Annotated in this window: 20 protein-coding genes; 15 read left to right on the forward strand and 5 right to left on the reverse strand. The window is 72.9% G+C overall.

Going from position 1 to position 24,401, the window contains the following annotated elements; all coding sequences use genetic code 11:
* Positions 1-55 precede the first annotated feature (55 nt).
* The 6 genes from RM779_RS10280 to RM779_RS10305 all read left to right on the forward strand — a co-directional run bounded on the left by RM779_RS10280 (position 56) and on the right by RM779_RS10305 (position 7,172).
* On the forward strand, positions 56-601 hold the full coding sequence (locus RM779_RS10280; protein WP_311617370.1) for a DUF1990 family protein: 546 nt from the start codon (positions 56-58) through the stop codon (positions 599-601).
* A 268-nt stretch (positions 602-869) separates the two neighbouring features.
* The gene (locus RM779_RS10285; RefSeq protein WP_311617371.1) at positions 870-1,631 is read left to right on the forward strand and encodes an A24 family peptidase; all 762 of its coding nucleotides are present in this window, start codon (positions 870-872) and stop codon (positions 1,629-1,631) included.
* Between the two features lie 229 nt (positions 1,632-1,860).
* Positions 1,861-2,649 (forward strand): isoprenyl transferase, encoded by a 789-nt coding sequence (locus RM779_RS10290; protein WP_253194691.1) that lies wholly within the window; start codon positions 1,861-1,863, stop codon positions 2,647-2,649.
* Between the two features lie 303 nt (positions 2,650-2,952).
* The gene (locus RM779_RS10295) at positions 2,953-4,254 is read left to right on the forward strand and encodes a PhoH family protein (RefSeq protein WP_077063279.1); all 1,302 of its coding nucleotides are present in this window, start codon (positions 2,953-2,955) and stop codon (positions 4,252-4,254) included.
* Positions 4,255-4,731: 477 nt separating this feature from the next.
* Positions 4,732-5,445, forward strand: coding sequence for an aggregation-promoting factor C-terminal-like domain-containing protein (locus RM779_RS10300; RefSeq protein WP_449657294.1), 714 nt, complete (start codon positions 4,732-4,734; stop codon positions 5,443-5,445).
* A gap of 170 nt (positions 5,446-5,615) precedes the next feature.
* Positions 5,616-7,172: an AI-2E family transporter gene (locus RM779_RS10305; protein WP_311617373.1), complete on the forward strand. Its 1,557-nt coding sequence runs from the start codon at positions 5,616-5,618 to the stop codon at positions 7,170-7,172.
* Here the strand turns inward: RM779_RS10305 and RM779_RS10310 are convergent.
* Complete coding sequence (locus RM779_RS10310) at positions 7,169-9,142, reverse strand: alpha/beta hydrolase (RefSeq protein WP_394813265.1); 1,974 nt, start codon at positions 9,140-9,142, stop codon at positions 7,169-7,171. The two genes, RM779_RS10305 and RM779_RS10310, sit on opposite strands and share 4 nt — an antisense overlap.
* A 183-nt stretch (positions 9,143-9,325) precedes the next feature.
* Between RM779_RS10310 and RM779_RS10315 the strand changes: the two genes are divergently transcribed.
* From RM779_RS10315 to RM779_RS10325, 3 genes are all read left to right on the forward strand, one after another.
* Positions 9,326-9,850: a PadR family transcriptional regulator gene (locus RM779_RS10315; RefSeq protein WP_311617374.1), complete on the forward strand. Its 525-nt coding sequence runs from the start codon at positions 9,326-9,328 to the stop codon at positions 9,848-9,850.
* The gene (locus tag RM779_RS10320) at positions 9,847-10,569 is read left to right on the forward strand and encodes an ABC transporter ATP-binding protein (RefSeq protein ID WP_311617375.1); all 723 of its coding nucleotides are present in this window, start codon (positions 9,847-9,849) and stop codon (positions 10,567-10,569) included. The genes RM779_RS10315 and RM779_RS10320 overlap by 4 nt, the downstream gene beginning before the upstream one ends.
* A gap of 192 nt (positions 10,570-10,761) precedes the next feature.
* Positions 10,762-13,068 carry an FtsX-like permease family protein gene (locus RM779_RS10325; protein ID WP_311617376.1) on the forward strand — a complete coding sequence of 769 codons (2,307 nt, stop codon included), beginning with the start codon at positions 10,762-10,764 and terminating at the stop codon, positions 13,066-13,068.
* A 67-nt stretch (positions 13,069-13,135) separates the two neighbouring features.
* Here the strand turns inward: RM779_RS10325 and RM779_RS10330 are convergent, their stop codons facing one another.
* Positions 13,136-14,854, reverse strand: coding sequence for a hypothetical protein (locus tag RM779_RS10330; protein ID WP_311617377.1), 1,719 nt, complete (start codon positions 14,852-14,854; stop codon positions 13,136-13,138).
* A gap of 97 nt (positions 14,855-14,951) precedes the next feature.
* On the opposite strand from RM779_RS10330, the gene RM779_RS10335 reads away from it, so the two are divergent.
* The 4 genes from RM779_RS10335 to RM779_RS10350 all read left to right on the forward strand — a co-directional run bounded on the left by RM779_RS10335 (position 14,952) and on the right by RM779_RS10350 (position 20,423).
* Positions 14,952-16,271 (forward strand): serine/threonine-protein kinase, encoded by a 1,320-nt coding sequence (locus RM779_RS10335; protein WP_311617378.1) that lies wholly within the window; start codon positions 14,952-14,954, stop codon positions 16,269-16,271.
* 31 nt (positions 16,272-16,302) lie between these two features.
* On the forward strand, positions 16,303-17,697 hold the full coding sequence (locus RM779_RS10340; RefSeq protein WP_077059314.1) for a class II fumarate hydratase: 1,395 nt from the start codon (positions 16,303-16,305) through the stop codon (positions 17,695-17,697).
* Positions 17,698-17,750: 53 nt separating this feature from the next.
* The gene (gene fomD / locus RM779_RS10345; RefSeq protein WP_311617379.1) at positions 17,751-18,470 is read left to right on the forward strand and encodes a cytidylyl-2-hydroxypropylphosphonate hydrolase; all 720 of its coding nucleotides are present in this window, start codon (positions 17,751-17,753) and stop codon (positions 18,468-18,470) included.
* Positions 18,471-18,563: 93 nt separating this feature from the next.
* Entirely contained in the window at positions 18,564-20,423 is a 1,860-nt protein-coding gene (locus RM779_RS10350) for an ATP-binding SpoIIE family protein phosphatase (protein WP_311617380.1), read from the forward strand.
* Positions 20,424-20,461: 38 nt separating this feature from the next.
* Here RM779_RS10350 and RM779_RS10355 read toward each other — a convergent pair whose 3' ends face one another.
* Both RM779_RS10355 and RM779_RS10360 read right to left on the reverse strand, forming a co-directional pair.
* On the reverse strand, positions 20,462-20,809 hold the full coding sequence (locus tag RM779_RS10355; RefSeq protein ID WP_394813266.1) for a hypothetical protein: 348 nt from the start codon (positions 20,807-20,809) through the stop codon (positions 20,462-20,464).
* Entirely contained in the window at positions 20,806-21,780 is a 975-nt protein-coding gene (locus tag RM779_RS10360) for an SPFH domain-containing protein (RefSeq protein WP_311617381.1), read from the reverse strand. The genes RM779_RS10355 and RM779_RS10360 overlap by 4 nt, the downstream gene beginning before the upstream one ends.
* A gap of 90 nt (positions 21,781-21,870) precedes the next feature.
* On the opposite strand from RM779_RS10360, the gene RM779_RS10365 reads away from it, so the two are divergent.
* Both RM779_RS10365 and RM779_RS10370 read left to right on the forward strand, forming a co-directional pair.
* Positions 21,871-22,554 (forward strand): DUF1707 SHOCT-like domain-containing protein, encoded by a 684-nt coding sequence (locus tag RM779_RS10365; RefSeq protein ID WP_311617382.1) that lies wholly within the window; start codon positions 21,871-21,873, stop codon positions 22,552-22,554.
* A 185-nt stretch (positions 22,555-22,739) separates the two neighbouring features.
* Positions 22,740-23,105, forward strand: coding sequence for a WhiB family transcriptional regulator (locus tag RM779_RS10370; protein WP_171987695.1), 366 nt, complete (start codon positions 22,740-22,742; stop codon positions 23,103-23,105).
* 216 nt (positions 23,106-23,321) lie between these two features.
* On the opposite strand, the gene glpX is transcribed toward RM779_RS10370, so the two are convergent.
* Positions 23,322-24,353 (reverse strand): class II fructose-bisphosphatase, encoded by a 1,032-nt coding sequence (glpX, locus tag RM779_RS10375; RefSeq protein WP_311617383.1) that lies wholly within the window; start codon positions 24,351-24,353, stop codon positions 23,322-23,324.
* Between the last annotated feature and the right edge of the window lie 48 nt (positions 24,354-24,401).

Here is a 24,401-nt window from a genome sequence, read left to right on the forward strand (position 1 = left end):
GCGTGAGGTGCATCGTAGGGCGGCGGGGTCCGGCACGAGGAACAGGGGTTCACGGATGAGCACGGATGACTTCACCTACGGTCACGTGGGCTGGACCCGGTCGGCCGAGGGGCCGCCGCCGGACGGGTTCCACCTGCTGCGGGCGCGCACCCGCCTCGGGAACGGCCCCGCGGTGCGGGCCGCGGCGGCGTCCGCGGTGCTGGGCTGGCGCATGCACCGCGCCGCCGGACTGGCCGTCGCGGCCGAGGCCGCCGAGGCCGCCGAGGGGGTGCGGGTCGCCGTCGGCATCGGCGTGCGGCGGCTGCGGCTGTGGGCGCCGTGCCGCGTGGTGTGGACGGTGAACGAACCGGACCGCGCCGGGTTCGCCTACGGCACGCTGCCCGGCCACCCCGAACGGGGCGAGGAGGCGTTTCTCGTCGAACGGCTGCAAGACGACTCGGTATGGCTGACGGTCCTGGCGCTCAGCCGCGGCGCCGTCTGGTATACGCGGGCGGCCGGCCCGCTGGGCCGGGCGGTGCAGCGCGGGGCCGCCCGCGGGTACGGCCGCGCGCTGCGCCGCACCGTCCGCGGCGCGGGAAAAGCGCATGGTGAGCCCAGTTGAACAGCCGGTCGAACGGTGTACCGGCACCTCACCGGGCTGTGCGCGCGAGGGGGTAACGGGCTTCCAGACGGTGCGGTAGGGTTCCCCTCGTGTTGGCAGATGCTGACATCTTTGGCGCCAGCGTCGTCACTCCCACCCCGACGACGACTGGCGGGGCGGACCGTGAGCCACCCCCCCGCTCCGGTCCGGCCCCATTCCACGGGCCGGTCTGCCCTCCCCCCCCATTCGGGCAGGCCGGCCCGCCGCACGTCCGCATTACGCTCGGGCCGTGCACCCCCTTCTGATCACCGCCGCCGCAGGTTACGGCGCGCTGGCCGGGCTGCTCCTGGCGCGCCCCGCCTACCGCCTGTCCGTCGAACCGGGCAGGCCCTGGCGTTCGGCCTGCCCCGCCGGACACCCGCTGGCGGACGGGCGGCGCGGTCTGCTCGGCCGGTTCGGCTGGCTGGGCCCCGCCCGCTGCGCGGACTGCGGGGCGAGTGCCGAACGCTACGGGGCGCCGGCCGTGCGGCCCGCCGCGGTGAGCGCCGTCTGCTGCGCCGCACTGGCCGCCGCGGTGGGGGCGCGGCCCGAACTGGTGGTGTGGCTGCTCGCGGTGCCGGTCGTGGTGCTGCTGGCGGTCGTCGACTTCGCGGTGCAGCGGCTGCCGGACGTGCTGACCCTGCCGCTGGCCGCCGCGGTGGCCGCGGGGCTCGGGCTCGCCGCCCTGTCGGACGCGGCCGGCGGCAGCTGGGGCCGGGCGCTGCTGGCCGGGGCGGTGCTGAGCGGCGTTTATTTCGTCCTGTTCCTGATCAACCCGCGCGGCATGGGCTTCGGGGACGTCAAGCTCGCGATGCCGGTGGGGATCGCTCTTGGGTGGTACGGCTGGGCGGTTGTGTTCCTGGGCACGTTCGTGGGCTTCCTGCTGGTCGCCGGGTACGGGTTGTCGCTGGTGATCGCCCGGCGGGCGGGGCGTGCGTCAACGGTGCCGTTCGGGCCCTTCATGGCGCTCGGCGCCCTGGTCGCGCTCCTGCTCGGCGGACTCGCGACCTGAATCTTGACGGAAGGTGCCCCCGGCAAGGGCATTCATGCGTTACCGTGGAATCCCCCCCTCGGGCCGGTCCGTATCCCCCCCCCCCACGGACCGGCCCGCTTTCATTCCCGCTTTCCCCGCCCCGCCTGCGCCGCGCCGCGCCGTGCCACCGCTGGCCGGAATCCTCCGTTCCGGCGTGCGGCCCGGTGGAGCGGCAGTAGAGTTCCGGACACCCAGGGGAGTCAGGGCCATGGAGGGGCTGACACACACGATGAGGAACAAGCTGCGCAGGCTGGCCGTCAGGCTGTACGCACGGCGGGTGGAGGGCCGGCTCGACACCGACAGGAGCGCCAAGCACATCGGCGTGATCCTCGACGGGAACCGGCGCTGGGCCAAGGCCGCGGGCAGCACGACCAAGCAGGGGCACGAGGCGGGCGCGGCCAAGATCCGCGAGCTGCTCGGCTGGTGCGCCGAGACGGACGTCGAGGTCGTCACGCTGTGGCTGCTCTCCACGGACAATCTCAACCGCGAGGCGAACGAGCTGGCCACGCTGCTGTCGATCGTCGAGGGCGCGGTGCGGGACCTCGCCGAGGACGGCCGCTGGCGCGTGAACCACGTGGGGGCGCTCGACGTGCTTCCCGAGCGCACGCGTGAGGTGCTGCGCCGGGCGGAGGAGCTGACCAAGGACCGCAGCGGGATACTCGTCAACGTTGCCGTGGGCTACGGGGGCCGCCAGGAGATCACCGACGCCGTCCGTTCTCTGCTGGCCAAGCGCGCCGCGGAAGGTCAGACGCTGGACCAGGTCGCCGAGGGCCTGGGCGTGGAGGACATCTCCGAGCACCTCTATACCCGTGGGCAGCCCGACCCGGACCTGGTGATCCGCACCAGCGGGGAGCAGCGGCTGTCCGGATTCATGCTCTGGCAGAGCGCCCACTCCGAGTACTACTTCTGCGAGGCGTACTGGCCGGCGTTCCGCAAGGTGGACTTTCTCCGCGCCCTGCGCGATTACGCCGCGCGTCATCGCCGTTACGGAGTCTGACCGGTTCTGGCCGGTTTCAGGTGGTGATGCGGGGGGACCGGGCGGGGCATTCTTCGCATGAGATGCGCAGGGAGCGGGCATATTCTTCCCGGACCGCGCATCCGTGTGGTCCGCCGGGAGGCCCTTTGCGCACCACAACACCCCCTTTTCAGGCGGGGACAAGGGCCGGTACCGGTCCCGTGCGCCACGGGCCGGGGCCGGCCGTCTTGATCCCAGGCGCCCTGGGCGCCTTGTTCCCGCACCTCATTCGAGGGGGTTCGTCCACTCGTGGCCACCAGCAAGAAGCGCTCGCACGACCGGCGCATGTACGTCCTGGACACCAGCGTTCTCCTCGCCGACCCGGCGGCCATCACCCGCTTCGACGAGCATGAGGTCGTCCTTCCGGTCGTTGTCATCTCCGAGCTAGAGGCGAAGCGTCACCACCCGGAGCTGGGCTACTTCGCCCGGCAGGTCCTGCGCCGGCTCGACGGGTACCGCGTACGGTTCGGGCGGCTGGACACGCCGCTGCCCATCGGCGATCTCGGCGGCACGCTGCGGGTCGAGCTGAACCACTCGGACCCGACCGTGCTCCCGCCGGCGATGCTCAACGAGCGGGGCCGGCTCGCGGACAACGACTCGCGCATCCTGGCCGTGGCGCGCAACCTCCAGGCGGAGGGCCACGACGTCACCGTCGTGTCGAAGGACCTGCCGCTGCGCATCAAGGCGTCCTCGGTGGGCCTGGCCGCGGAGGAGTACCGCGCGGAACTGGCCATCACCGACTCGGACGGCTGGACCGGCCTGGTGGAGATGCCGATGAGCGCCGAGGCCGTGGACGAGCTGTTCGCGACGGAGAGCCTGCACGACGAGACGGCCGCGACGCTGCCGGTGCACACCGGCCTGGTGATCTCCTCCGAGCGCGGGCGCGCGCTCGGGCGCGTGGCGCCGGACGGGCGCGTGCGTCTGGTGCGCGGGGACCGGGAGGCGTTCGGGATTCACGGGCGGAGCGCCGAGCAGCGGATCGCGCTCGACCTGCTGCTGGACCCGGAGGTGGGCATCGTGTCGATGGGAGGCAGGGCCGGCACCGGCAAGTCGGCGCTGGCGCTGTGCGCGGGGCTCGAAGCGGTGCTCGAACGGCGCCAGCACAGCCGGGTGGTCGTCTTCCGGCCGCTGTACGCCGTCGGCGGCCAGGACCTCGGCTACCTGCCGGGCACCGAGGCCGAGAAGATGAACCCGTGGGCGCAGGCCGTCTTCGACACGCTGTCGGCCGTGACGACGCGCGAGGTCATCGAGGAGGTGGTGGCCCGCGGCATGCTGGAGGTGCTGCCGCTGACCCACATCCGCGGCCGGTCGCTGCACGACGCGTTCGTCATCGTCGACGAGGCCCAGTCACTCGAACGGAACGTGCTGCTGACGGTGCTGTCCCGGATCGGGCAGGACTCGCGGGTGGTGCTGACGCACGACGTGGCACAGCGGGACAACTTGCGCGTGGGGCGCTACGACGGCGTGGTGGCGGTGGTGGAGAAGCTGAAGGGCCACCCGCTCTTCGCGCACGTGACCCTGACCCGTTCGGAACGGTCGCCGATCGCCGCGCTCGTGACGGAAATGCTCGAAGACGACCGTATTTAACGGCTTTTCGGCCCGCCCGCACCCGAAAGGCGCGGGCGGGTCGAAGTCTGCGCACGACGGACCAATTCCGTGAATCGGGTGACCGGCCCCAAAGCGCCCGGCGCGCCGGGTGTTCGCGCCGGATAAGCGCAGGCGGGCGGGTCACGGAACGGTATCGGCGGTTTGGCAAGCCCTATCGGCCTGTGAGCTTTCCCACAGAGGGCTGAATTGCTTCCGGGTGTGCGGGTCCGGCAGTGTGTGCGTCTGTCAGGCCCCGCATACGGCACCGAGTGTCTCCCAAGGACACCGCAAGGACTGCGTTTTACAACTGAACAGCCGCTCGCCGTATGCCGCCCGAAGAACACGTGGACCCCGCGCCTCACCGCGCGCGGCCCCGACCGGGCCAGCGCCTCCTGCGTCAATACCTGAGGAGGCCCGAGTCAGGGGCACGATTGCGCCCGGCGGGACATCCGGCGGGCGATGTCGGAAGGAAACCGTGTGACCGGGATTTCGGTCCGGGGATTCGCAGTGGCGTCCGCCACCGCGGTGACCAGCGTCGGCGCTGCCGTCGGTGTCGCCTCGGGAGACGATCAGGGCCGCCCTGCGGAGAACATCGAGGCCGTCGCGGCCGACGCGACGCTGCTCGCTGAGATACCCGCCGGCACGAATGCCGATCTGCACACCGCCTCGCTGACGCAGCAGGTCGAGTCGCAGAGCAATGCCGCCGACGCCGACGCGCGGCGTGCCGCGCAGGAGGCCGCGCGCATCCAGGCCGCCGAAAGCGCGGCGGAGCGCCGGGCGGAGGCCGAGCGAGAGGCGCAGGAGCAGGCCGAGCGCGAGGAGGCGGAGCGCGCCGCGGAAGAGGCACGGTCCGCCGCCGCCGCGAGCGAGTCCGCCACGTTCCCGGTGCAGTCCTCGTACACGAAGTCGGAAGTGCAGGCCATGGCCCGCCAGATCGTGGCGGCCGACCAGTTCCAGTGCTTCTCCAACATCGTGGACCACGAGAGCGGCTGGGACCACACGGCGACCAACCCGTCCTCGGGCGCCTACGGCCTGATGCAGGCGCTGCCCGGTTCGAAGATGTCGTCCCAGGGCTCCGACTGGCAGACGAACCCGGCGACCCAGATCCGCTGGGGTGTGAACTACATGGAGGACCGCTACGGAAGCCCGTGCGGTGCCTGGGAGTTCTGGCAGGCCAACAACTGGTACTGACTGGTACTGGCTGGTATTGAGAGGTGCCGGTACGGCACGCCGTGCGAAGTCCCCGTTCCGTTGCGGAACGGGGACTTCGTCGTTGTCCGGTGCGGTCCCCGGCGTGGCGCGGTGCACGGTAACGTCGTGCCGCGCACCGCGTGAGGAAACTGGGGGCGGAGGGAAATGGGATGTCAGCACTGGGCCGGGTAAGGGCCGGTTTGTCGCGTGCGGGGAGACGGGTATCCGGCTTCCGGGCGGCCGCCGAACGCGAGCAGGAGCGCCGTGAGCACGAGGCCGGCCAGCAGGGGGAGGCCGAAGCCGAGGCGGCGGGCGTCGTCGAGGACACCGGCACGGGCCCCGTGCCCAGGGAGCGGCTCCAGGCCAGGGCGCGGCGCGTGGTGAGCGGTGAGGAGCCCGCCGCGGCGGAGCCGCCCGGCCTCGCGGGCCCCGCCGGCCCGGGCGGCGAGCCGCCGGCCGTGCCGCCGAGCGGTCCGCCGCCCGGGCCGCGGCCCAAGCCCGCTGAGGCGATTCCGTGGGGTGTGCGGGTGGCCGCCGAGGCCGGGTGGCGGGCGCTGGTGCTCGCCGCCGTGGTGTGGATGCTCATGCAGGTGGTCAGCTCGGTCAGCCTGCTGGTCATCTCCTTCGCCGCCGGCCTGCTGATCACCGCGCTGCTCCAGCCGTTCGTCGGCTGGCTGAAGCGGATGGGCTTCAGCCGCGGGGCGGCCACGGCGGTGACGGCGTTCGGCGGTTTCGCCGTCATGGGCCTGATGGGCTGGTTCGTGGTCTGGCAGGTGATAGACAACTCCGAGGATCTGACCGGCCGGGTCCAGGAGGGCATCGAGGAGCTGCGGGACTGGGTCCTTGAGCTGCCGTTCGACATCACCGAGGAGAATCTCGACGGCTGGGTCGACGACATCAACGAATGGATCAGCGACAACAGCGACACGCTGACCTCGGCCGGGCTCGAAGGCGTCAACTACGTGGTCGAGTTCTTCACCGGTGCCGGTATCACGCTGTTCGTCGTCCTGTTCCTCCTCTACGACGGCCGCGCAGTGTGGCACTGGTTCCTGCGTCTTGTGCCGCGGGCGGCCCGCGAGGGCGTCGCCGGCGCCGGGCCGCGCGCCTGGATCACGCTGACGGGCTACGTGCGCGGCACGGTGATAGTGGCGCTGATCGACGCGGTCGGCATCGGGCTCGGCCTGTTCTTCATCGATGTGCCGATGGCCGTACCGCTGGCCGTGATCGTCTTCGTCTCCGCGTTCGTGCCGCTGGTCGGCGCCATCGCGTCGGGCGCGCTCGCCGTGCTGGTGGCGCTGGTGACCAACGGCGCGGTGGACGCGCTGATGGTGCTGGGCGTGGTGCTGCTGGTCCAGCAGATCGAGGGCAACGTCCTCCAGCCGTTCATCCTCGGCCGGATGGTGCGCGTGCACCCGCTCGCCGTCGTGCTCGGCGTCGCGGCCGGGTCGATGCTGGCCGGGATTCCGGGCGCGATCGTGGCGGTGCCGCTGATCGCGGTGACCAGCACGGTGGTCGGCTACCTGCGGGCGTACCAGGAGGAGGCGGACCGGCGCGCGAACCAGGAGAGCAGCGGCGCCACCATCGCCGAACTCGCCCCCACCACCGCCCCCCCACCCGGCGACCCCGCGTCACCCCCGCCCACGGGCCCGCAGACACCGGGCCCGCAGACACCGGGCCCGCAGACACCGGACGACCGGGGGCCGGGCGGGCAGGGGCCGGAGGTCTAGCCGGCCCAGCCGTGCTTCGGGGGGTGGCGGACTTCGAGGAGCCAGCTCAGCCGGTCGGTGTCCGTGGCGGTCCAGCCCTCGGGCGGCGCGATGGCCGCCCAGGCGTCGACCGGGTTGGAGCCGTAGCGGTGCCCGTGGGGGGCGGGCGCCCCGTAGGAGACCGCCATGTCCACGGTGGTCTGCCAGAACGTGACGAACGGGAACCAGTCGATCGACGAGGTGACGTCGGGCCCCAGCGGCTCGTTCAGCCATTCGGGCCGCTTGAACAGCAGGTCGGGCGACCACCACACGACGGGGTCGGACGCGTTCTGGAGGTAGACGATCCGCGGCTCCTCCCAGACCTGGCCCTCCGGCAGGAGCAGGTCCGAGTCGGGGAACTGGGCGAAGCGCACGTTCCGTCCCGCGTCGTAGACCGGGCGCCACACCGGGCTGCCCGGCTCGCGGTTCTCGGTCAGCTCGCTGTGGATCGGGCTGAAGTCGGGCGGGCCGATCATCAGCGCGCCGTCCGTCCTGGCGATCATGTCGTCCAGGCCGTCGAACGCCGACTCGACCGCGGAGACGGCCAGGCTCTCGCCGAACACCAGCAGGGTGGGCCGTTCGTCCGCCGGCTCCTGCTCCCACCGCGCGTGCACCGCGTCGAACAGCGCCTCGGTCGCGAGGCCCGCCTCGTTCCTGTCCACCATGAACGAGGCCCAGCTCGGCAGGTACGAGTACTGCATGGTGACGACGGCCGTGTCGCCGCCGTGCATGTACTCCAGCGCCTCCACCGTCGTCGGGTTGACCCAGCCGGTGCCGGTGGTGCCGGTGACGGCCAGCACCGCGCGGTCGAAGGCGCCGGTGCGCTCCAGTTCGCGCACGGCCAGTTCCGCGCCGTCCGCGTAGTCGTCGTAGGCGGCGCGCCCGACGTAGGCGCGGATGGGATTCTCGGCCTCCTCGCCGGTGAAGCCGGCGATCTCCTGGCCCGAGATGGCGCTGCCGGTGAACGTTCTGCCCTTGTTGCCCAGATCGTCCCAGTCGATGAGGGAGTCGGGGCTGCCGGACAGCATCGGTGAGTAGGGCCGCATGACGCCCGGGTCGGTGCTGCGGTCCTTCGCGGCGGCCAGCCGGTCGGCGACGCCGAGGATGCCGCGGTCCCAGACGACGTCCCTGGTGCCGATGACGACGATCGTGGTGGACATCGCCAGGCCGAGCGCGACCGCGACGGGCCACGGCACGAACCGGTTGAGCAGCCGGGTCAGCAGCCGCGTGCCGAGGCGGATGCCGCGGGCGGCCAGCAGCAGGAGGGCGAGCACCGCGAGGGAGATCAGGGCGATCATCAGCGAGTGCCAGGTGAGCGTGGGCGGCAGCCCCTGGAGCCGCCGCAGCTCGCGCTGCATGTCGGCGCTGCTGCCCAGCAGGTAGGCGACCACGCACGGCAGGAGCAGCAGGTACGCCAGCCAGCAGCGCGCCCGCACCCGTCGGCTCGGCTGCCAGGGCGAGAGCAGCCGGAACAGCCAGGAGGCCAGCGCCCCGAGGCCGTAGCCGATGGCGGCGGTGATGCCGCCGATCGCGCCCTGGTAGTACCAGGGGCGGGGGACCAGCGAGGGCGTCAGCGACAGCCAGAAGAAGAACGTGGCCGCCAGGCAGGCGGTCAGGTCGGGCCAGCGCCTGACGATCCAGGTGGAGCCGGGGCGTTCCCAGTAGGGCTGCCGGACGAACGCGACCGCGAGCCGGCGGGCCGTGAGGACGGCCCCGCGGGCCTCCTCGGCGCGTCTGCCGGCCGCGGTGGCGGGCCGTTCGTCCGCGGTGGCGGGGCGTTCGTCCGGGGTGGCGGGCCGTTCGTCCGGGGTGGCGGGCCGTTCGTCCGGGGTGGCGCCGGGGTCGGCGACATCCGGCTCCGCGGCGTCGGCCCGGATGGCGCCGGCCCTGTCGGCGGCGCCGGAGCCGGACCTGTGCTCCGGATCGGCGTCCGGCGCCGTCTGTTCAGTCACTTCGTCTCCGCCTCGTCCGCCCCGGCGTCCTGCCTCTTCACGCTAGGGGATCAGACGCGGCGGCGGCAGGCGACGTTGCGTGCTTGGGTCCTTTCCGTGCTGCGCGGGTGACGACACCGTCGGGTACGGTGCTATGCCCACGTCTATACACCGCATGTATACCTGGTGTGTATAGTGCGGGGCATGTCCATCAGCCACACGCTCCTCGGCCTCCTCGAAGCCGGACCGCGCCACGGGTACGACCTGAAACGCGCCTTCGACGCCCGCTTCGGGCAGGACCGGCCACTGCACTACGGGCAGGTCTACTCGACGATGTCCCGGCTCCTGAAGAACGGCCTCGTCGAGGTCGACGGCATAGAGGCGGGCGGGGGACCCGAGCGCAAGCGGTACGCCATCACCGACGCCGGGGTCACCGATGTCGAGGGCTGGCTTGCCACCCCGGAGAAGCCCGAGCCCTACCTCCAGAGCGTGCTGTACACCAAGGTCGTCCTCGCGCTGCTGACCGGACGCAACGCCGACGCGCTGCTCGACACGCAGCGTGCGGAACACCTGCGCCTGATGCGCGGGCTGACCCGGCGCAAGGCCACCGGCGACCTCGCCGACCAGCTCATCTGCGACCACGCCCTGTTCCACCTCGAAGCCGACCTGCGCTGGCTCGACCTCACCGCGGCCCGCCTCGACCGGCTCGCATCGGAGATCCACACATGAGCAGTACCGCATACGACCCCGCACCGCCGGCCGCGACCGCGGAGACCCCCCTGCTCGCCGCGACGGGCCTGCACAAGACGTACGGCAGCACGCCCGCCCTGGCGGGCGCCGACTTCTCCATCCGCGCCGGCGAGACCGTCGCCGTGATGGGGCCCTCGGGTTCGGGCAAGTCCACACTGCTGCACTGCCTGGCGGGCATCGTCCCGCCGGATCAGGGCACCGTGCGCTACAACGGCCGCGACCTGGGCAGCCTGTCCGACGGCGAACGCAGCGCGCTGCGCCGCGCCGACTTCGGTTTCGTGTTCCAGTTCGGCCAGCTGGTACCCGAGTTGACCTGCGAGGAGAACGTCGCGCTGCCGCTGCGGCTGACCGGCACCGGGCGCAAGGCCGCCGCGGCCCGCGCCACCGAGTGGCTGGCCCGGCTGGAGGTCGACGACGTCCGGCACCACCGGCCGGGACAGATCTCCGGCGGTCAGGGCCAGCGCGTGGCCGTGGCCCGCGCGCTGGTCAACACGCCGCGCGTGCTGTTCGCCGACGAACCGACCGGCGCACTCGACTCCCTCAACGGCGAACGCGTCATGCAACTCCTCGTCGCCGCCGCGCAGGACACGAAGGCCGCGGTGGTGCTGGTCACCCACGAGTCCCGGGTGGCCGCCTATTCCGACCGCGAGGTCGTGGTCCGCGACGGCCGGGCCCGCGATATGGCGGGGGCACTGTGAGCGGCGGGCGTGTGGCCTGGCGGCCGCGGTCGGGGTGGGCGCGTGGGTGTTGCCGCGCGGCCGGAGAAGCGAACGGGGTGGTGCTGTGAGCGGCGGGCGTGTGGCCTGGCGGCCGCGGTCGGGGTGGGCGCGTGGGTGTTGCCGCGCGGTCGGAGAAGCGAACGGGGTGGTGCTGTGAGCGGCGGTGGGCGAGTGTCCTCGTGGGCGCGGGAGCTGGCGGTCGGCGCGCGGTTCGCCCTGTCCGGCGGGCCGGGCTGGACGCGCACGCTGCTGACCGCGGCGGGGGTCGGGCTCGGCGTCGTCGTGCTGCTGCTGGCCGCGTCCGTGCCGCACGCGGTGGCTGAGCGGAACGCGCGCGACGACGCCCGCTCTCCCGTTTCCCTGGGAGAGGAGGTGCCGCCCGGGCCGGACACGGTGCAGTACATCTTCGCCGGCACCGAATACCGGGGCGACTCCGTCGGCGGCATGCTGCTGCGGCCCGACGCGGGTGCGGACACGACGGCGGAACCGCCGCCCGGCCTCGACGCGTTCCCCGCCCCGGGCGAGATGGCCGTCTCCCCGGCGCTGGGCGAGCTGCTGGATTCGCCGGAGGGCGAGCTGCTCGCCGAGCGCTTCGACCACCGGCGGGCCGGCACCATCGGAGCCGAGGGGCTGAAGGGCCCGAACGAGCTGCTGTACTACGCGGGCACCGAGGCGCTCCCCGAGGAGCGCGCGTTGCGCACCGACACCTTCGGCGTCGACGCCGCGGGCACCGAACTGCCTGCCGTGCTGGTGCTGCTCATCGTCGTCATCTGCGTGGTCCTGCTGATGCCGGTGGCCGTGTTCATGGCCACCGCGGTCCGGTTCGGCGGCGAACGCCGCGACCAGCGGCTCGCGGCGCTGCGCCTGCTGGGCGCGGACACCGACATGACGCGGCGGATCGCGGCGGGCGAGGCCCTGGTGGGCGCGCTGTTCGGGCTGGTGGCCGGCGTGGGGGCGTTCCTCGCGCTGCGGCAGTTTCTCGGCTCCATCACGGTCTGGGAGTTCAGCACCTATCCGGGCGACATCGTTCCGTCCCCGCTGCTGCTCGCGCTGATCCTGGTGGCGGTGCCGGTCTCGGCGGTGGCCGCGTCGCTCTTCGCGCTGCGGGGGATAGCCATCGAGCCGCTGGGCGTGGTCCGGGAGAGCTCCGTGCCGCGCCGCCGTCTGATGTGGCGGCTGGCCCCGGGGGTGCTGGGGCTGCTGCTGCTCCTGCCGTTCGTGGGCTCGTTCGACAGCGGCAGTTCCGCGGAACAGGGGCGGGTCGCCACGGGTATCGTGCTGCTGCTCGCGGGCACCACGGTCCTGCTGCCGTGGCTGGTCGAACGGATCGTCGGGCGGCTGCGCGGCGGTCCCGTCTCCTGGCAGCTCGCCACGCGGCGGCTCCAGCTCAGCAGCGGTACAGCGGCGCGTACGGTGAGCGGCATCACGGTGGCGGTCGCCGGTGCGATCGCGCTGCACATGCTGTTCTTCGGCGCGCGGGCCGATCAGACGGTGGTCACCGGCGACGACCCGGACCGCGCACAGATCGAGGTCAGCCGAACGTCCGCGGACGGCGGCGACATGAGCGCACTGGTCGGCCGTCTTGAGTCGGCGCCCGGGGTCACGGACAGCTTCGGCAGCGTGGCGGGGGATGCGATCACGGAGGCGGGTGACTTCACTCCCGTGCTGGTGGCCGACTGCGGAACGCTGCGGGAGTCGGCCGTCCTTCCCTCGTGCGCGAACGGTGACGTCTTCCTCGCGAACGGCAGCGACGTGCCGGAGTCCAGCCTGCCCGCGCCCGGGGAGCGGCTCAACCTCGCCGTCAGCTGGGAGACCGGCGAGGTGGCCGGCGAGCCCCGGTGGTGGACGGTTCCCGAGACGGTGCCCGTGGTGGAGTCGAGGCCGGATGCGAGCGGGCAGGAGCACGTCGGCATCCTGGCCACGCCGGCCGCCATCGACCCCGGACTGCTGGCGGACCCATGGACCGAGGTGCTGCTGCGGGTCGATCCGCACGAGGCCGACGTCATCGAGCACGTCCGGAATGTGGCCTGGGAGATGAGCCCGCCCGCGCAGGTGTGGGAGCTGGAGTCGGAGCGGGTTTCGGACGAGCTGCTCGACGTCCAGCAGGCCCTGCTCGTCGGCGCGACCGGGATCATGCTGCTCATCGGCGCCAGCATGATCGTCTCGATGTTCGAGCAACTGCGGGAACGCAGAAGGCTGCTGTCCGCGCTGGTCGCCTTCGGTACCCGGCGCGGCACGCTGGCCGCGTCGGTGCTGTGGCAGACGGCCGTGCCGGTGGTCCTCGGCCTGGCGGTGGCCGCGGCCGTCGGAACGGGGCTCGGCGCGCTGCTGATGAGCATGGCCGATCTCCGGCTGGGCGGCTGGCTCGCGTTCCTGCCGATGGCCGGGGCGGGGGCCGCCACGATCGCGCTGGTGACCCTCGTCAGCCTCCCGCTGCTGTGGCGGCTGATGCGCCCCGATGGGCTGCGCACCGAGTGACACCCGGGCCCGGCCGCCCCACGCGGTTTTCCGCGGGGCGGCCGGGCCGCGGGCCGCGCCCGCGGTCTCAGCGGCTCACGGGGCGTGGCAGCCGGTCGAGGCCGCGGCGGACGCGCGTGAGGTCCTGGCGGAGGCGGACGACGTCCTGGCGCGACGTGACGTTCGCGTGGGCGTCGAGCAGGCGCTCGTACTCGCCGCGCAGCCGCTTCAGCGCCCGCAGATCGCCCGGGGACGCGGGCGGCGGAACGTCCGCCAGGTCGTCGCCGAGCCGTATGAGGTCCGCGGCGGCCGCCCGCGCGGCCAGCTCCGCGGTGGCCAACTCGCTGCGGACGCGGGCCGGCGGCATGGCCGCCAGCCGCCTGCGGCGGGCGGCGGCGGCCCTGGCCCGGCGCTGGCGCCGGGTGAGCCGCCTGCCGAGCACGCGCGCCAGCAGGGCCGCGACCGACAGGAGAAGCAGCAGCTCGAAGGGCCCGAGGGCCACTCCTGCGAGGGCGCCGAGTGAGGGGCCGAAGCCGTCCGCCGACTCGATGCGTCCCAGCAGGTCGGTCAGCGTCTCCCCGATGAACGCGTCGCTGCCGTGCGCCCACCCGGCGGCCTCGACGAACGACGCCTCCCCGGTCGCGGAGGTCGTGCTCATGTGGCCGCCGTGGTAGGGGGCGACGGTGAACACCGCCACATTCTGCCCGTCGGCGGCGACCAGCTCGGCGAGCGCGCTCTCGGGCCCCGGCAGCGGATCGCCGAAGCGGAGGTCGAGCACGGGCTCCGGAAGGAACGCCACCCTGGCCGACGGGTCGGCCGCCGTCAACTCCTCGGCGTGCTCCGCCACCTCCTCCGGCGTCGTCCGCCAGTCGGATATCCCGGGGTGCACATAGACGGCGGTGTCCGCGAGCGCCGCCCGAGCGGTCTCCGCGGGGTCCACGGGCGAGAGCAGCGCCGCCAGCAGGGCCAGCCGCTGTGGCACTTGGTCCACCGGCACTTCGGTGATGGCCGAGGCGCCGATGACGGTCTCAAGATCGTATATCTCGTACGGCACGTCGGGACCGGCGCCGAAGACGGCGGAGAAGGCGCCGTCGTCCTCCCACTGGATGAGCACCGCGACGCCGTCGTCGGGCAGGTCGGTCAGCATCGACGCCTGTGCCGCCTCCAGGTCGCCGCCGACGCCGGAGACCAGCGCGGCCCGTATCCGCGGCACCTCAGCGAAGGAGTCGCGCAGCAACTGCACGTCCAGCGCGGGGAACGCCGCGGTGACGGCGGGGTCGACGAAGAACGGGTCGTCGTCCGAGACGGCGGCGACCGAGGGCCGCAGGTCGTCGTCGAGGGCGTCGGGCAGCGACAACAGGAAGTTGCCCGAGGGGATGCCGATGCGGTGCGCGTCCTCGGCCTCAAGGTCCTCGCGGGTCACCGGCACGCCCGTCACGGCCCAGGCCCTCGCGGTCACCGGGCTGTCGCTGACAGGTGAGGACACCTCGTTGTACACGAGGTAGACGCCCCGCTCACCGACGCTCGCGGCCAGCTCCTCGGCCGCCGCGTCGCCCTCGCCCATCTCCTCGGTGAGCATCGCGACCCGGATCGGCGTCTCGGCGGCGGCGTACCGGGCGCGCATCAGCTCGACGGTCCGCTCGTCGATGCCCTCGTAGTCCTCGGCGACCCACACGCCGGGGCCGTCGGCCAGGGCCTCCGCCGCGGCATCCAGCTGCCCGGCGGCGTGCGCCGGGGGCGCGATGAGCAGGCCGAAGAGCAGAACGGACCCGACCAGTCCCGCCAGTGCCGCCACGGCGCCGCGCATGCCCCACCCCCTGCCCCGCCGACCCGGTCCCGGGCCATGCTGTGAAATCCTAAGCCGTCCTACTGACAATCGGTCAGACACGGCGCATGGGGGACGGATGGCGGTGGGGGACGTCGTCGAGGGCCGGTACCGGCTGCTCAGCAAGCTCGGCGAGGGCGGCATGGGCCAGGTCTGGCGGGCGAAGGACGAACGGCTCGGCCGCGATGTGGCGATCAAGACCGCGACGGACGGCGCGGACAGCGAGCTGGTGCGGCGTCTGGAACGGGAGGCCATGGCCATCGCCGGGCTCGCGCATCCGCACATCGTCATGGTGCACGACCTGTTCACCGGCACGTTCGACGGCAGGCCCGCCGTCTTCCTGGTGATGGAGCTGGTGCCCGGCCGGTCACTGTCGGAGCGCCTGGCAGAGGGCGTGCCGCCGCGGGCGGACGCGCTGGAGTGGGCCGCGCAGATCGCGGACGCGCTGGCCGCCGCGCACGCGCCGGGCACGGGGATCGTGCACCGCGACCTCAAACCGGGGAATGTCATGCTCAGCCACGGCCGAGTGAAGCTGCTGGACTTCGGCATCGCGCGCTTCGCCGAGGGCCTCGGCGAGCAGCGGCGGTCCTCGATCACGGCCACCGGCACCGTGATCGGAACGCCCGACTACATGGCACCCGAACAGTGCACCGGCGACCCCGTGGACGCCGGTACCGACCTGTACGCGCTGGGCTGCGTGCTGTTCGGGATGCTGACCGGCCGGACGGTGTTCCCGCCCGGCGGCACGGCGATGCAGGTCATGTACCGGCAGGTGTACCAGGAGCCCGAGCCGCCGAGTGCGCTGCGGCCTGACGTTCCCGCGGAGGTCGACGCGCTGGTGCTGCGGCTGCTCGCCAAGGACCGCGCGGACCGCCCGGCGTCGGCCGCCGAGACCCGCGACCTCCTGCGCGATCTGCAGCGCGCCCCGGCCGCCCCGCCCGCCCCGGCCGCCCCGCCCGCCCCGGCGGCCCCGGCCGCCCCGCAACCGGCGCCCGCGACGGCGCCCACCCTCGGTCCGCGCGCCCGCCCCGGCCCCGGCGGTACGCGGCGGGAGCGACGGGAGGCGGCGCCGCGGGGCCCGGAGGAGGGGCGGCAGGCGCCGCCCGACCGGACGGCCGTCGCTGACCGGCTGCGCCCGAGCGAGGCCGGTGAGCTGCGGCGGCGGACCGAGCGCGCGCTGAAGGAACGTTCGCCCGCGCTGTGGGCCGCGCTGATCCCCGAGCTGGCCGCCTACTACGGTCCCGACGGCTGGCCGACGGAACGCGCGTGCGTCCAGCTCGGCTCGCTCGACTCACCGGTGCGCACCGCCGTCGCCGAGCAACTGAGGCGCGAGCACGGCGCGCGCCGCACCCGGCGCGCTCGTCGGGCGTTGGCGGGCAAGCGGATAACCCTCGACTGAGCCCGCCCGGCAGACCGGTAGATTCGTCCTTATGAGTGGTACGAACGAATACCGCGTCGAGCACGACTCGATGGGCGAGGTGCGGGTGCCCGCGGACGCCAGGTGGCGGGCGCAGACGCAGCGTGCCGTGGAGAATTTCCCGATCTCGGGTCAGCGCATCGAGCGCTCCCACATTGCGGCCCTCGCCCGGATCAAGGCGGCGGCGGCCACTGTCAACGCCGAGCTGGGCGTCATCGAGAAGGACATGGCCGAGGCCATCGTCCGGGCCGCGGAGGAGGTGGCCGAGGGACGCTGGGACGAGCACTTCCCGGTCGACGTCTTCCAGACGGGCTCCGGCACCTCCTCGAACATGAACACCAATGAGGTGCTCGCGACGCTGGCGACCGAGCGCCTGGGCCGCCCGGTTCACCCCAATGACCACGTCAACGCGAGCCAGTCCTCCAACGACGTGTTCCCCTCCTCCATCCACATCGCGGCGACCGGCGCGGTGACCGGCGAGCTGGTCCCCGCGCTCACGCACCTGGCCGAGGCGCTGGAGCGCAAGGGCGCGGAGTTCGCGGACGTGGTGAAGTCGGGGCGCACGCACCTGATGGACGCCACCCCCGTGACGCTCGGCCAGGAGTTCGACGGGTACGCCGCCCAGGTGCGTTATGGCATCGAGCGGTTGACGGCCTCGCTGCCCCGGCTGGCCGAGCTGCCGCTCGGCGGCACCGCCGTCGGCACGGGCATCAACACGCCGCCCGGCTTCTCCGCCGCCGTCATCGCCGAGGTCGCCCGGACCACGGGGCTGCCGCTGACCGAGGCCCGCGACCACTTCGAGGCCCAGGGCGCCCGTGACGGCCTGGTGGAGACCTCGGGCCAGTTGCGGACCATCGCGGTGTCGTTCACCAAGATCTGCAACGACCTGCGCTGGATGTCCTCCGGGCCGCGTACCGGCCTCGCGGAGATCGCGCTGCCCGACCTCCAGCCCGGCTCCTCGATCATGCCGGGCAAGGTCAACCCGGTGATCCCCGAGGCCGTGCTCATGGTGGCGGCCCAGGTCATCGGCAACGACGTGACCGTGACCACCGCCGGCGCCTCGGGCAACTTCGAGCTGAACGTCATGCTGCCCGTGATCGCCAAGAATGTGCTGGAGTCCGTCCGGCTGCTGGCCAACGCCTCCCGCCTGCTCGCCGACCGCACCGTCGACGGCATCACGGCCAACGTGGAGCGAGCCCGCGAGTACGCCGAGTCCTCCCCCTCCGTGGTCACCCCGCTCAACCGCTACATCGGCTACGAGGCCGCCGCCAAGGTCGCCAAGCGGGCGCTCGCCGAGCGCAAGACGATCCGCGAGGCGGTCCTCGACGGGGGGTATGTGGAGCGCGGCGAGTTGACGATCGAGCAGCTCGACGAGGCGCTGGACGTGCTGCGTATGACCCGCCCCTGAACCCGGCCGCCGGATGCGCCCGCGGTCCGCGTCGACCCGAATACCATGTGTAGATGACAACGGGAAGAGAGTCGGCAGGCGGCGCGCATCCGTGGCGGCCGGGGGACCACATCCTCTGGCGGTACCGGGCCAACGGGTCCGACGCGTTCCACATCTGCCGTCCGGTCACCGTTGTCCAGGACACTCCCGGGCTGCTGGCCGTCTGGATGGCGCCGGGGACCGAGTGCATCAAACCGGAGCTGGCCGACGGCACCGCCGTTCACGACGAGCCGCTGGCCACGCGCTACACCAAGCCGAGGACGGCGGTGCGCTCGCGCTGGTTCGGCGCCGGCGTCCTGAAGCTGGCCCGGCCGGGTGAGCCGTGGTCCGTGTGGCTTTTCTGGGATCGGGGGTGGCGCTTCAAGAACTGGTACGTCAATCTTGAAGAGCCCCGGAGCCGGTGGCCGGGCGGGGTGGATTCCGAAGATCACTTTCTCGACATCGCGGTCTATCCCGACCGCAGCTGGGAGTGGCGGGACGAGGACGAGTTCGCCCAGGCGCAGGAGGCAGGACTCCTGGACGCCGGGCAGGCGGAACGGGTCCGTGCGGCCGGAAGAGAGGCGATCCGCCTCATCCGCGTGTGGGGACGTCCGTTCTCCGAGACCTGGGCTTCCTGGCGGCCCGATCCGCGCTGGCGGACCCCGCAGCTGCCCGGCGACTGGGACCGGCCCGCCACCGGCCTGGCGCCCGCACCGGCGGCCCGCAGCCTGCCGCCCCACCCGAGAGCCTCTTGATGCATCCCCTGCCGAGAACCGTAGGATCGACCCCCACAACCACACAACGCCCCCACCCCGCACGCTAGTTCCCGCCTGGATGGACTCCCCCTCGTGACGGACCCGACCCCACCGCAGCCCGTGGCTCGTACGGCGGACGTATCTCCTTTCGCCGACAGCTCGGGGCTGCCGCACGCCCGCTCCGAGCCAGAATCCGCGGAGCAGCCGCCCACGCGCCCCGCCTCGGGCGAGGGGCTGAACGGCGGGATGGGCGACACCGACCGGCTGCGGTTCGTGGGGGCCGCCACCCGTCGTATCGCCCGGGGCATGGACCTGGACGAGATCGTGCTCGGCCTGTGCCGCGCCTCGGTGCCGACGTTCTCCGACGCGATCCTCGTCTACCTCAGGCATCCGCTGCCGGTCGGCGACGAGCAGCCGGTGACGCCCTGGGTGCTGAAGCTGCGCCGCACCGACCGCATCCCTGAGGCGCTCGCCCTCGGCTCGGTCGGCGATCTGCGCGCGGACGGCTCGGGCCCGGTGCTGCCGATACTGGCCAGCGCGACCTCCCTGGTCGAGGTCCGGGGCAACGGGCCGCTCGCCGAGGTCCTGCGCGGGGTGCGGCCGGTCTTCGTGGAGTCGCAGGTGCCCAGGGCCGCGCTGCGCGAGCTGACCGGCGCCGTGTCGCTGCCCGAGGGGCAGCGCGCGATCGTCGCGCCGCTGCGCGGCCGGCGCCGGGTGATCGGCGCCGCCGTCTTTCTCCGCAGGCCCGATCGTGAATCGTTTGAGGCGGAGGACCTCCAGGTCGCCCAGCAGCTGGCGACCCACTCGGCGCTGGGCGTCGACAAGGCGGTGCTGTACGGCCGCGAGGCGTCGATCGCCGACGAGTTGCAGCGCACCATGCTTCCCGACGACCTGCCGCAGCCCACCGGTGTGCGGCTGGCCAGCCGTTACCTCCCGGCCGCGCAGTCCGCCCGCGTCGGCGGCGACTGGTACGACGCGATCCCGCTGCCCGGCAGCCGGGTGGCGCTGGTCGTCGGCGACGTGATGGGCCACTCGACGACGTCCGCGGCCATCATGGGCCAGCTGCGGACCACCGTGCAGACGCTGGCCGGTCTCGACCTGCCGCCGCAGGAGGTGCTGCACCACCTCGACGAGCAGGCGCAGCGGCTGGGCACCGACCGGATGGCGACCTGCCTGTACGCGGTGTACGACCCGGTGGCGCACCGCATCACGGCGGCGAACGCGGGCCATCCGCCGCCCGTTCTGCTGCACGTCGACGGCTCGACGGAGGTGCTTGAGCTGCCGCCGAACGCGCCGATCGGCGTGGGCGGCGTCGACTTCGAGACCGTGGAGCTGGCCGCCCCGGCCGGGGCGACGCTCGTGCTCTACACCGACGGCCTGGTGGAGTCGCGAAGTCGGGACGTATGGACCGGAGTGGAACATCTACGCGAGAAGCTCGCCGAGATCTCGCGGCTGGTCCGGCCCAACTCGGCGGCGCCGCTTGAGCCGCTGTGCGACGAGATCCTCGACATCGTGGGCCCGGGTGACCGGGACGACGACATCGCGCTGCTGGCCGCCAGGTTCGAGGGCATCGCGCCGGACGACGTCGCGTACTGCCGTCTCGACCCGCGGGCCGAGTCGGTGCGCGAGGCACGCCGACTGGTCCGCGAGAGCCTGGCGCGCTGGGATCTCGGCGAGCTGGAGGACTCGGTCGAGCTGCTGGTCAGCGAGGTCGTGACGAACGCGGTCAGGTACGCGGAACGGCCGGTGTCCGTACGGTTGCTGCGCACCGACGTGCTGCGCTGCGAGGTCGGCGACGACGTTCCGCAGCTGCCGCGGCTGCGGCAGGCGGGCCCGGCGGACGAGGGCGGACGCGGCCTGTACCTCGTTCAGCGACTGGCCCGCCAGTGGGGCGCGACGCGGCTGAGCACCGGCAAGCTGGTGTGGTTCGAGATGGCGCCGCCGCTCTCCTGACTCCGCCCGCCTGACCCCGCCCGCCTGACCCCGGGCCGTCAGCCGGGGCGTGTGCCGCCCGGGCCCTCGGGCCGCCCCGCCTGCCGGGGCTCCTCCGCGCCTTCCGCGCCTCCCGTCTCCCGCATGTCTTCCGCCGTCCCGGGCTCCGCCGTCTCCGCTGCGTCCCCCGCGGGCCGGCTCTTGGCCGGCCGGCCGCGCCCGGGGTGCGGCCTGGCCCCTCTGGGCAGGCGCCCGGCCTCCTTGAGCGCCTGGCGCAGCAGGTAGTCGATCTGCGCGTTGGTGCTGCGCAGCTCGTCCGCCGCCCACTTGCTCAGCGCATCGTGGACGGCCGGGTCGAGCCGCAGCAGCACCTGCTTGCGCCCGCGGCGTGCGGAGCCCTCCGTCACTGGTAGAGCGATCCCGTGTTCAGCACGGGCTGGGGGGCGCGGTCGCCGCACAGCACCACGAGGAGGTTGGAGACCATGGCGGCCTTGCGCTCCTCGTCGAACTCGACGGCCTCCAGCTCGGCTATGCGTTCGAGGGCGGCCTCCACCATTCCGCAGGCGCCCTCGACGATGGTCTCCCGGGCCGCCACCACCGCGCCCGCCTGCTGGCGCTGGAGCATGGCGGAGGCGATCTCGGGGGCGTAGGCGAGGTGGGTGAAGCGGGACTCGATGATGCGGACGCCCGCCGCCCGGACGCGGGCGGTCAGCTCGACGGCCAGCTTCTCGGTGATCTCCTCCGCGTCGCCGCGTAGCGAGAGCTGGTCCGCGCCGTGGGCGTCGTAGGGGTATTCGATCGCGATGTGCCGGACGGCCGACTCGGTCTGGGTGCCGACGAACTCGATGAAGTCGTCCACCTCGAAGCTGGCCTGCGCGGTGTCCTCGACCTGCCAGACGATCACCGCGGCCAGTTCGATGGGGTTGCCGTCGGCGTCGTTGACCTTCAGCACGGCCGTCTCGTGGTTGCGGACGCGGGTGGAGATCTTGGCGCGGGTGGTCAGCGGGTTGACCCAGCGCAGGCCGTCGTCGCGGATGGTGCCGGTGTAGCGGCCGAAGAACTGGACGACGCGTGCCTCGCCCGGCGCGACCATGTTGAGCCCGGTCATGAGGAACACCGATCCGAGGAACAGCAGTCCGCCGACCACGATCGTCGGCACCCCGAGCCCCGGCGATCCGGTCGCGGTCACGGGGATGCCGATGACGGTGACGCCGAGCCCCAACAGGGCCCCGAGACAGGTGAGCAGCAGCGCCAGACCGCCGGGAACGCTGTGCGCGTGGGCCTCGCGCACCCGGGGGGCGGGCATGTCCGGGGTGTCGGCGGTGCCGGCGGCGGGTGTGGTGGTGGTGTCGGGTGCGTCGGGTGCGTCGGGTGTCATGCGATCCTCGCTCCATGGGTTAGCAATCTGATATCACTTTAACGTACAGGGGCTAGTCGCGATGTATCGCGTGTCTGTAGGCTTGGGCCCGTGAACGCTGAGAATCCGCCCGCCGTGCCGCTGGAGAAGCAGCCTGTCCGGGCCTCCGACACGGACCGTGACCGGATAGCCGACATCCTGCGCGAGGCGCTGGCCGAGGGGCGGCTCGACGCCGAGGAGCACTCGGAGCGGATCGAGGCGGTCTTCAAGGCCAAGACCCTCGCCGAGCTGGAGCCGCTGATCCGGGATCTGCCGGCGGGTCAGCGGCCCGCCCCCGGGCCGCCGCCGCCCCAGGGCGCCTACCGGCCCGCCCCGCCACCCCACGGGTCCCCGCAACCCGTCCGCGCACCGCACGGGGTGCACGTGGCCAGCGCGAAGAATGTGGTGGCCGTCCTCAGCGGCGCGACCCGGCAGGGGCGTTGGCGCGTCGGCGGCAAGATCAATGCGGTGGCCGTCTGCGGCGGCGTCGAGCTGGACCTGACCGAGGCGATATTCGAGCAGCAGTACATCGTCATCAATGCGACGGCGGTCTGCGGGGGCATCGAGATCAAGGTCCCGGAGAACGTGAGCCTGCGCAGCGCCGGCAGCGGCATCATGGGCGGTTTCGAGGTGCGCGAGGCGGAGTCGACCGAGCCGCACGCCCCCGTTGTCGTGGTCCAGGGGGTCGCCATCTGGGGCGGGGTGGAAGCAAAGCACGTTCCGGGAAAGCGGGTGCGCGACCTCGGCCGCGAGTGACCCGGGAGGCTGATACGACCGGCGACGTTGTCGCTCCGTGCATAAGCGTGCGCACAGCGGGTAGGGCTGGGGGGACCGTCACTCGTATGGCCGCACGGCGGGAAGGGTGAACTGCGGCTTCCCCCTTGACGGGTGAGGGTCCACCAGCCAGGAGCGACCTCCGTAGCCGTCGTCAGGAGTTGACCGTGCTGCAATCGTCACCGCCACAAGAGTCCCAGTGGTCATCAGCCGGCCCCACACAGCGCAGTTCCAGAGATGTTGCTGGACCCTGGCACTCGGAAGCCGCCTGTCGGCGGGATGAGGCGGGGCTGTTCTTCGCCCCCTCTCAGGAGCCGACCGCGGCCAGGCTCTCGCGGGAGCAGGCGGCGAAATCGGTGTGTGCCCGGTGCCCGGTACTCCTCGAATGCCGCGAGCACGCCCTGCTCCAGCCGGAGCCCTACGGCGTCTGGGGCGGCCTGACGGCCGCCGAGCGCCGCGTGGTGCTCAGCCGCCGACGGCGCCGCGAGGCCGCCTCCGGCAGCCGCACCACGGATATCACCCGCATCGCCTGACGCGCCCCGCCCCGGAGGCCGCGCCCCGTTCCGCCCCCCGGCCCTCAACCCGCACGCGCGACCCGCACGCGCGGAAGGTACCCCACGGGCCGGGCCCCGCCCGGGCGTGCTTCCACCACCGGCCCCCGCCCGCCGGCCGCACGACGCCGCCGGGCGGTGGTGCCGCGCCGCCCTGCCCGCGGGCACCCATGGGCACCCGCGGACGCGGTTGCCGGATCAGCGGCCGGTGTCGAAGTCGATGGCGCTGTAGGCGCGCAGCTTGGACAGCCGGTGCGTGGAGTCGATCTGCCGGATCGTGCCCGAGCGCGAACGCACCACGAGTGACTGGGTGGTGGCCGTTTCCGCCCGGTAGCGCACACCGCGCAGGAGTTCGCCGTCGGTGATGCCGGTGGCGACGAAGAACACGTTCTCGCCGCGCACGAGATCGCCGGTGTGCAGGACCCGGTCCAGCTCGTGGCCCGCATCCAGCGCCGCCTTCCGTTCGGCGTCGTCCCTGGGCCACAACTTGCCCTGGATCGTGCCGCCGAGGCAGGTGATCGCGCACGCCGCGATGATGCCCTCCGGCGTGCCGCCGACGCCGAGGAGCAGATCCACGCCCGTGCCCTCGCGGACGCTCATGATCGCCCCCGCCACGTCGCCGTCCTGGATGAACTTGATCCGGGCGCCCGCCTCGCGCACCTCCTTGACCAGGTCCGCGTGGCGCGGGCGGTCCAGGATGCACACGGTCACGTCGCCGGGCGAGCCGCCCTTGGCCTTCGCCACCCGCCGGATATTGACCGCCGGCGGGGCGTCGATGTCCACGAACTCGGCGGCCTCCGGGCCGGTGGCCAGCTTGTCCATGTAGAAGACGGCGCTCGGGTCGAACATCGCGCCGCGCTCCGCCACGGCCAGCACGGAGACGGCGTTCGCCATGCCCTTGGCGGTGAGCGTCGTACCGTCCACCGGGTCGACGGCCACGTCGCATTCGGCGCCGGAACCGTCGCCGACGCGTTCGCCGTTGAACAGCATCGGTGCCTCGTCCTTCTCGCCCTCGCCGATGACGACCACGCCGTTCATCGAGACGGTGGAGATCAGCGCGCGCATGGCGCGCACCGCGGCACCGTCCGCGCCGTTCTTGTCGCCGCGGCCCACCCAGCGCCCCGAGGCCATCGCCCCGGCCTCGGTGACGCGGACCAGTTCGAGCGCGAGGTTGCGGTCGGGAGCTTCGGGTGCGACGTCGAGCGGGGGCGGGAGATGGTGATCAGTCATCGGAAACGACCTTTCTGCGGCGGGTCGCGCTGAGGGTGCCTTCGACTG

The sequence above is a fragment of the Streptomyces johnsoniae genome (genome assembly GCF_031845565.1).
Lineage (GTDB): Bacteria > Actinomycetota > Actinomycetes > Streptomycetales > Streptomycetaceae > Streptomyces > Streptomyces johnsoniae.

Bases quoted from the DNA above. Each gene is read 5' to 3' on its own strand.
- RM779_RS10360 (WP_311617381.1), bottom strand. From the start codon at position 21,780: ATGACACCCGACGCACCCGACGCACCCGACACCACCACCACACCCGCC.
- RM779_RS10330 (WP_311617377.1), bottom strand. From the start codon at position 14,854: ATGCGCGGCGCCGTGGCGGCACTGGCGGGACTGGTCGGGTCCGTTCTG.
- RM779_RS10280 (WP_311617370.1), top strand. From the start codon at position 56: ATGAGCACGGATGACTTCACCTACGGTCACGTGGGCTGGACCCGGTCG.
- RM779_RS10335 (WP_311617378.1), top strand. From the start codon at position 14,952: ATGGCGGTGGGGGACGTCGTCGAGGGCCGGTACCGGCTGCTCAGCAAG.
- RM779_RS10315 (WP_311617374.1), top strand. From the start codon at position 9,326: ATGTCCATCAGCCACACGCTCCTCGGCCTCCTCGAAGCCGGACCGCGC.
- RM779_RS10290 (WP_253194691.1), top strand. From the start codon at position 1,861: ATGGAGGGGCTGACACACACGATGAGGAACAAGCTGCGCAGGCTGGCC.
- RM779_RS10340 (WP_077059314.1), top strand. From the start codon at position 16,303: ATGAGTGGTACGAACGAATACCGCGTCGAGCACGACTCGATGGGCGAG.
- RM779_RS10295 (WP_077063279.1), top strand. From the start codon at position 2,953: ATGTACGTCCTGGACACCAGCGTTCTCCTCGCCGACCCGGCGGCCATC.
- RM779_RS10320 (WP_311617375.1), top strand. From the start codon at position 9,847: ATGAGCAGTACCGCATACGACCCCGCACCGCCGGCCGCGACCGCGGAG.
- glpX (WP_311617383.1), bottom strand. From the start codon at position 24,353: ATGACTGATCACCATCTCCCGCCCCCGCTCGACGTCGCACCCGAAGCT.
- fomD (WP_311617379.1), top strand. From the start codon at position 17,751: ATGACAACGGGAAGAGAGTCGGCAGGCGGCGCGCATCCGTGGCGGCCG.
- RM779_RS10305 (WP_311617373.1), top strand. From the start codon at position 5,616: ATGTCAGCACTGGGCCGGGTAAGGGCCGGTTTGTCGCGTGCGGGGAGA.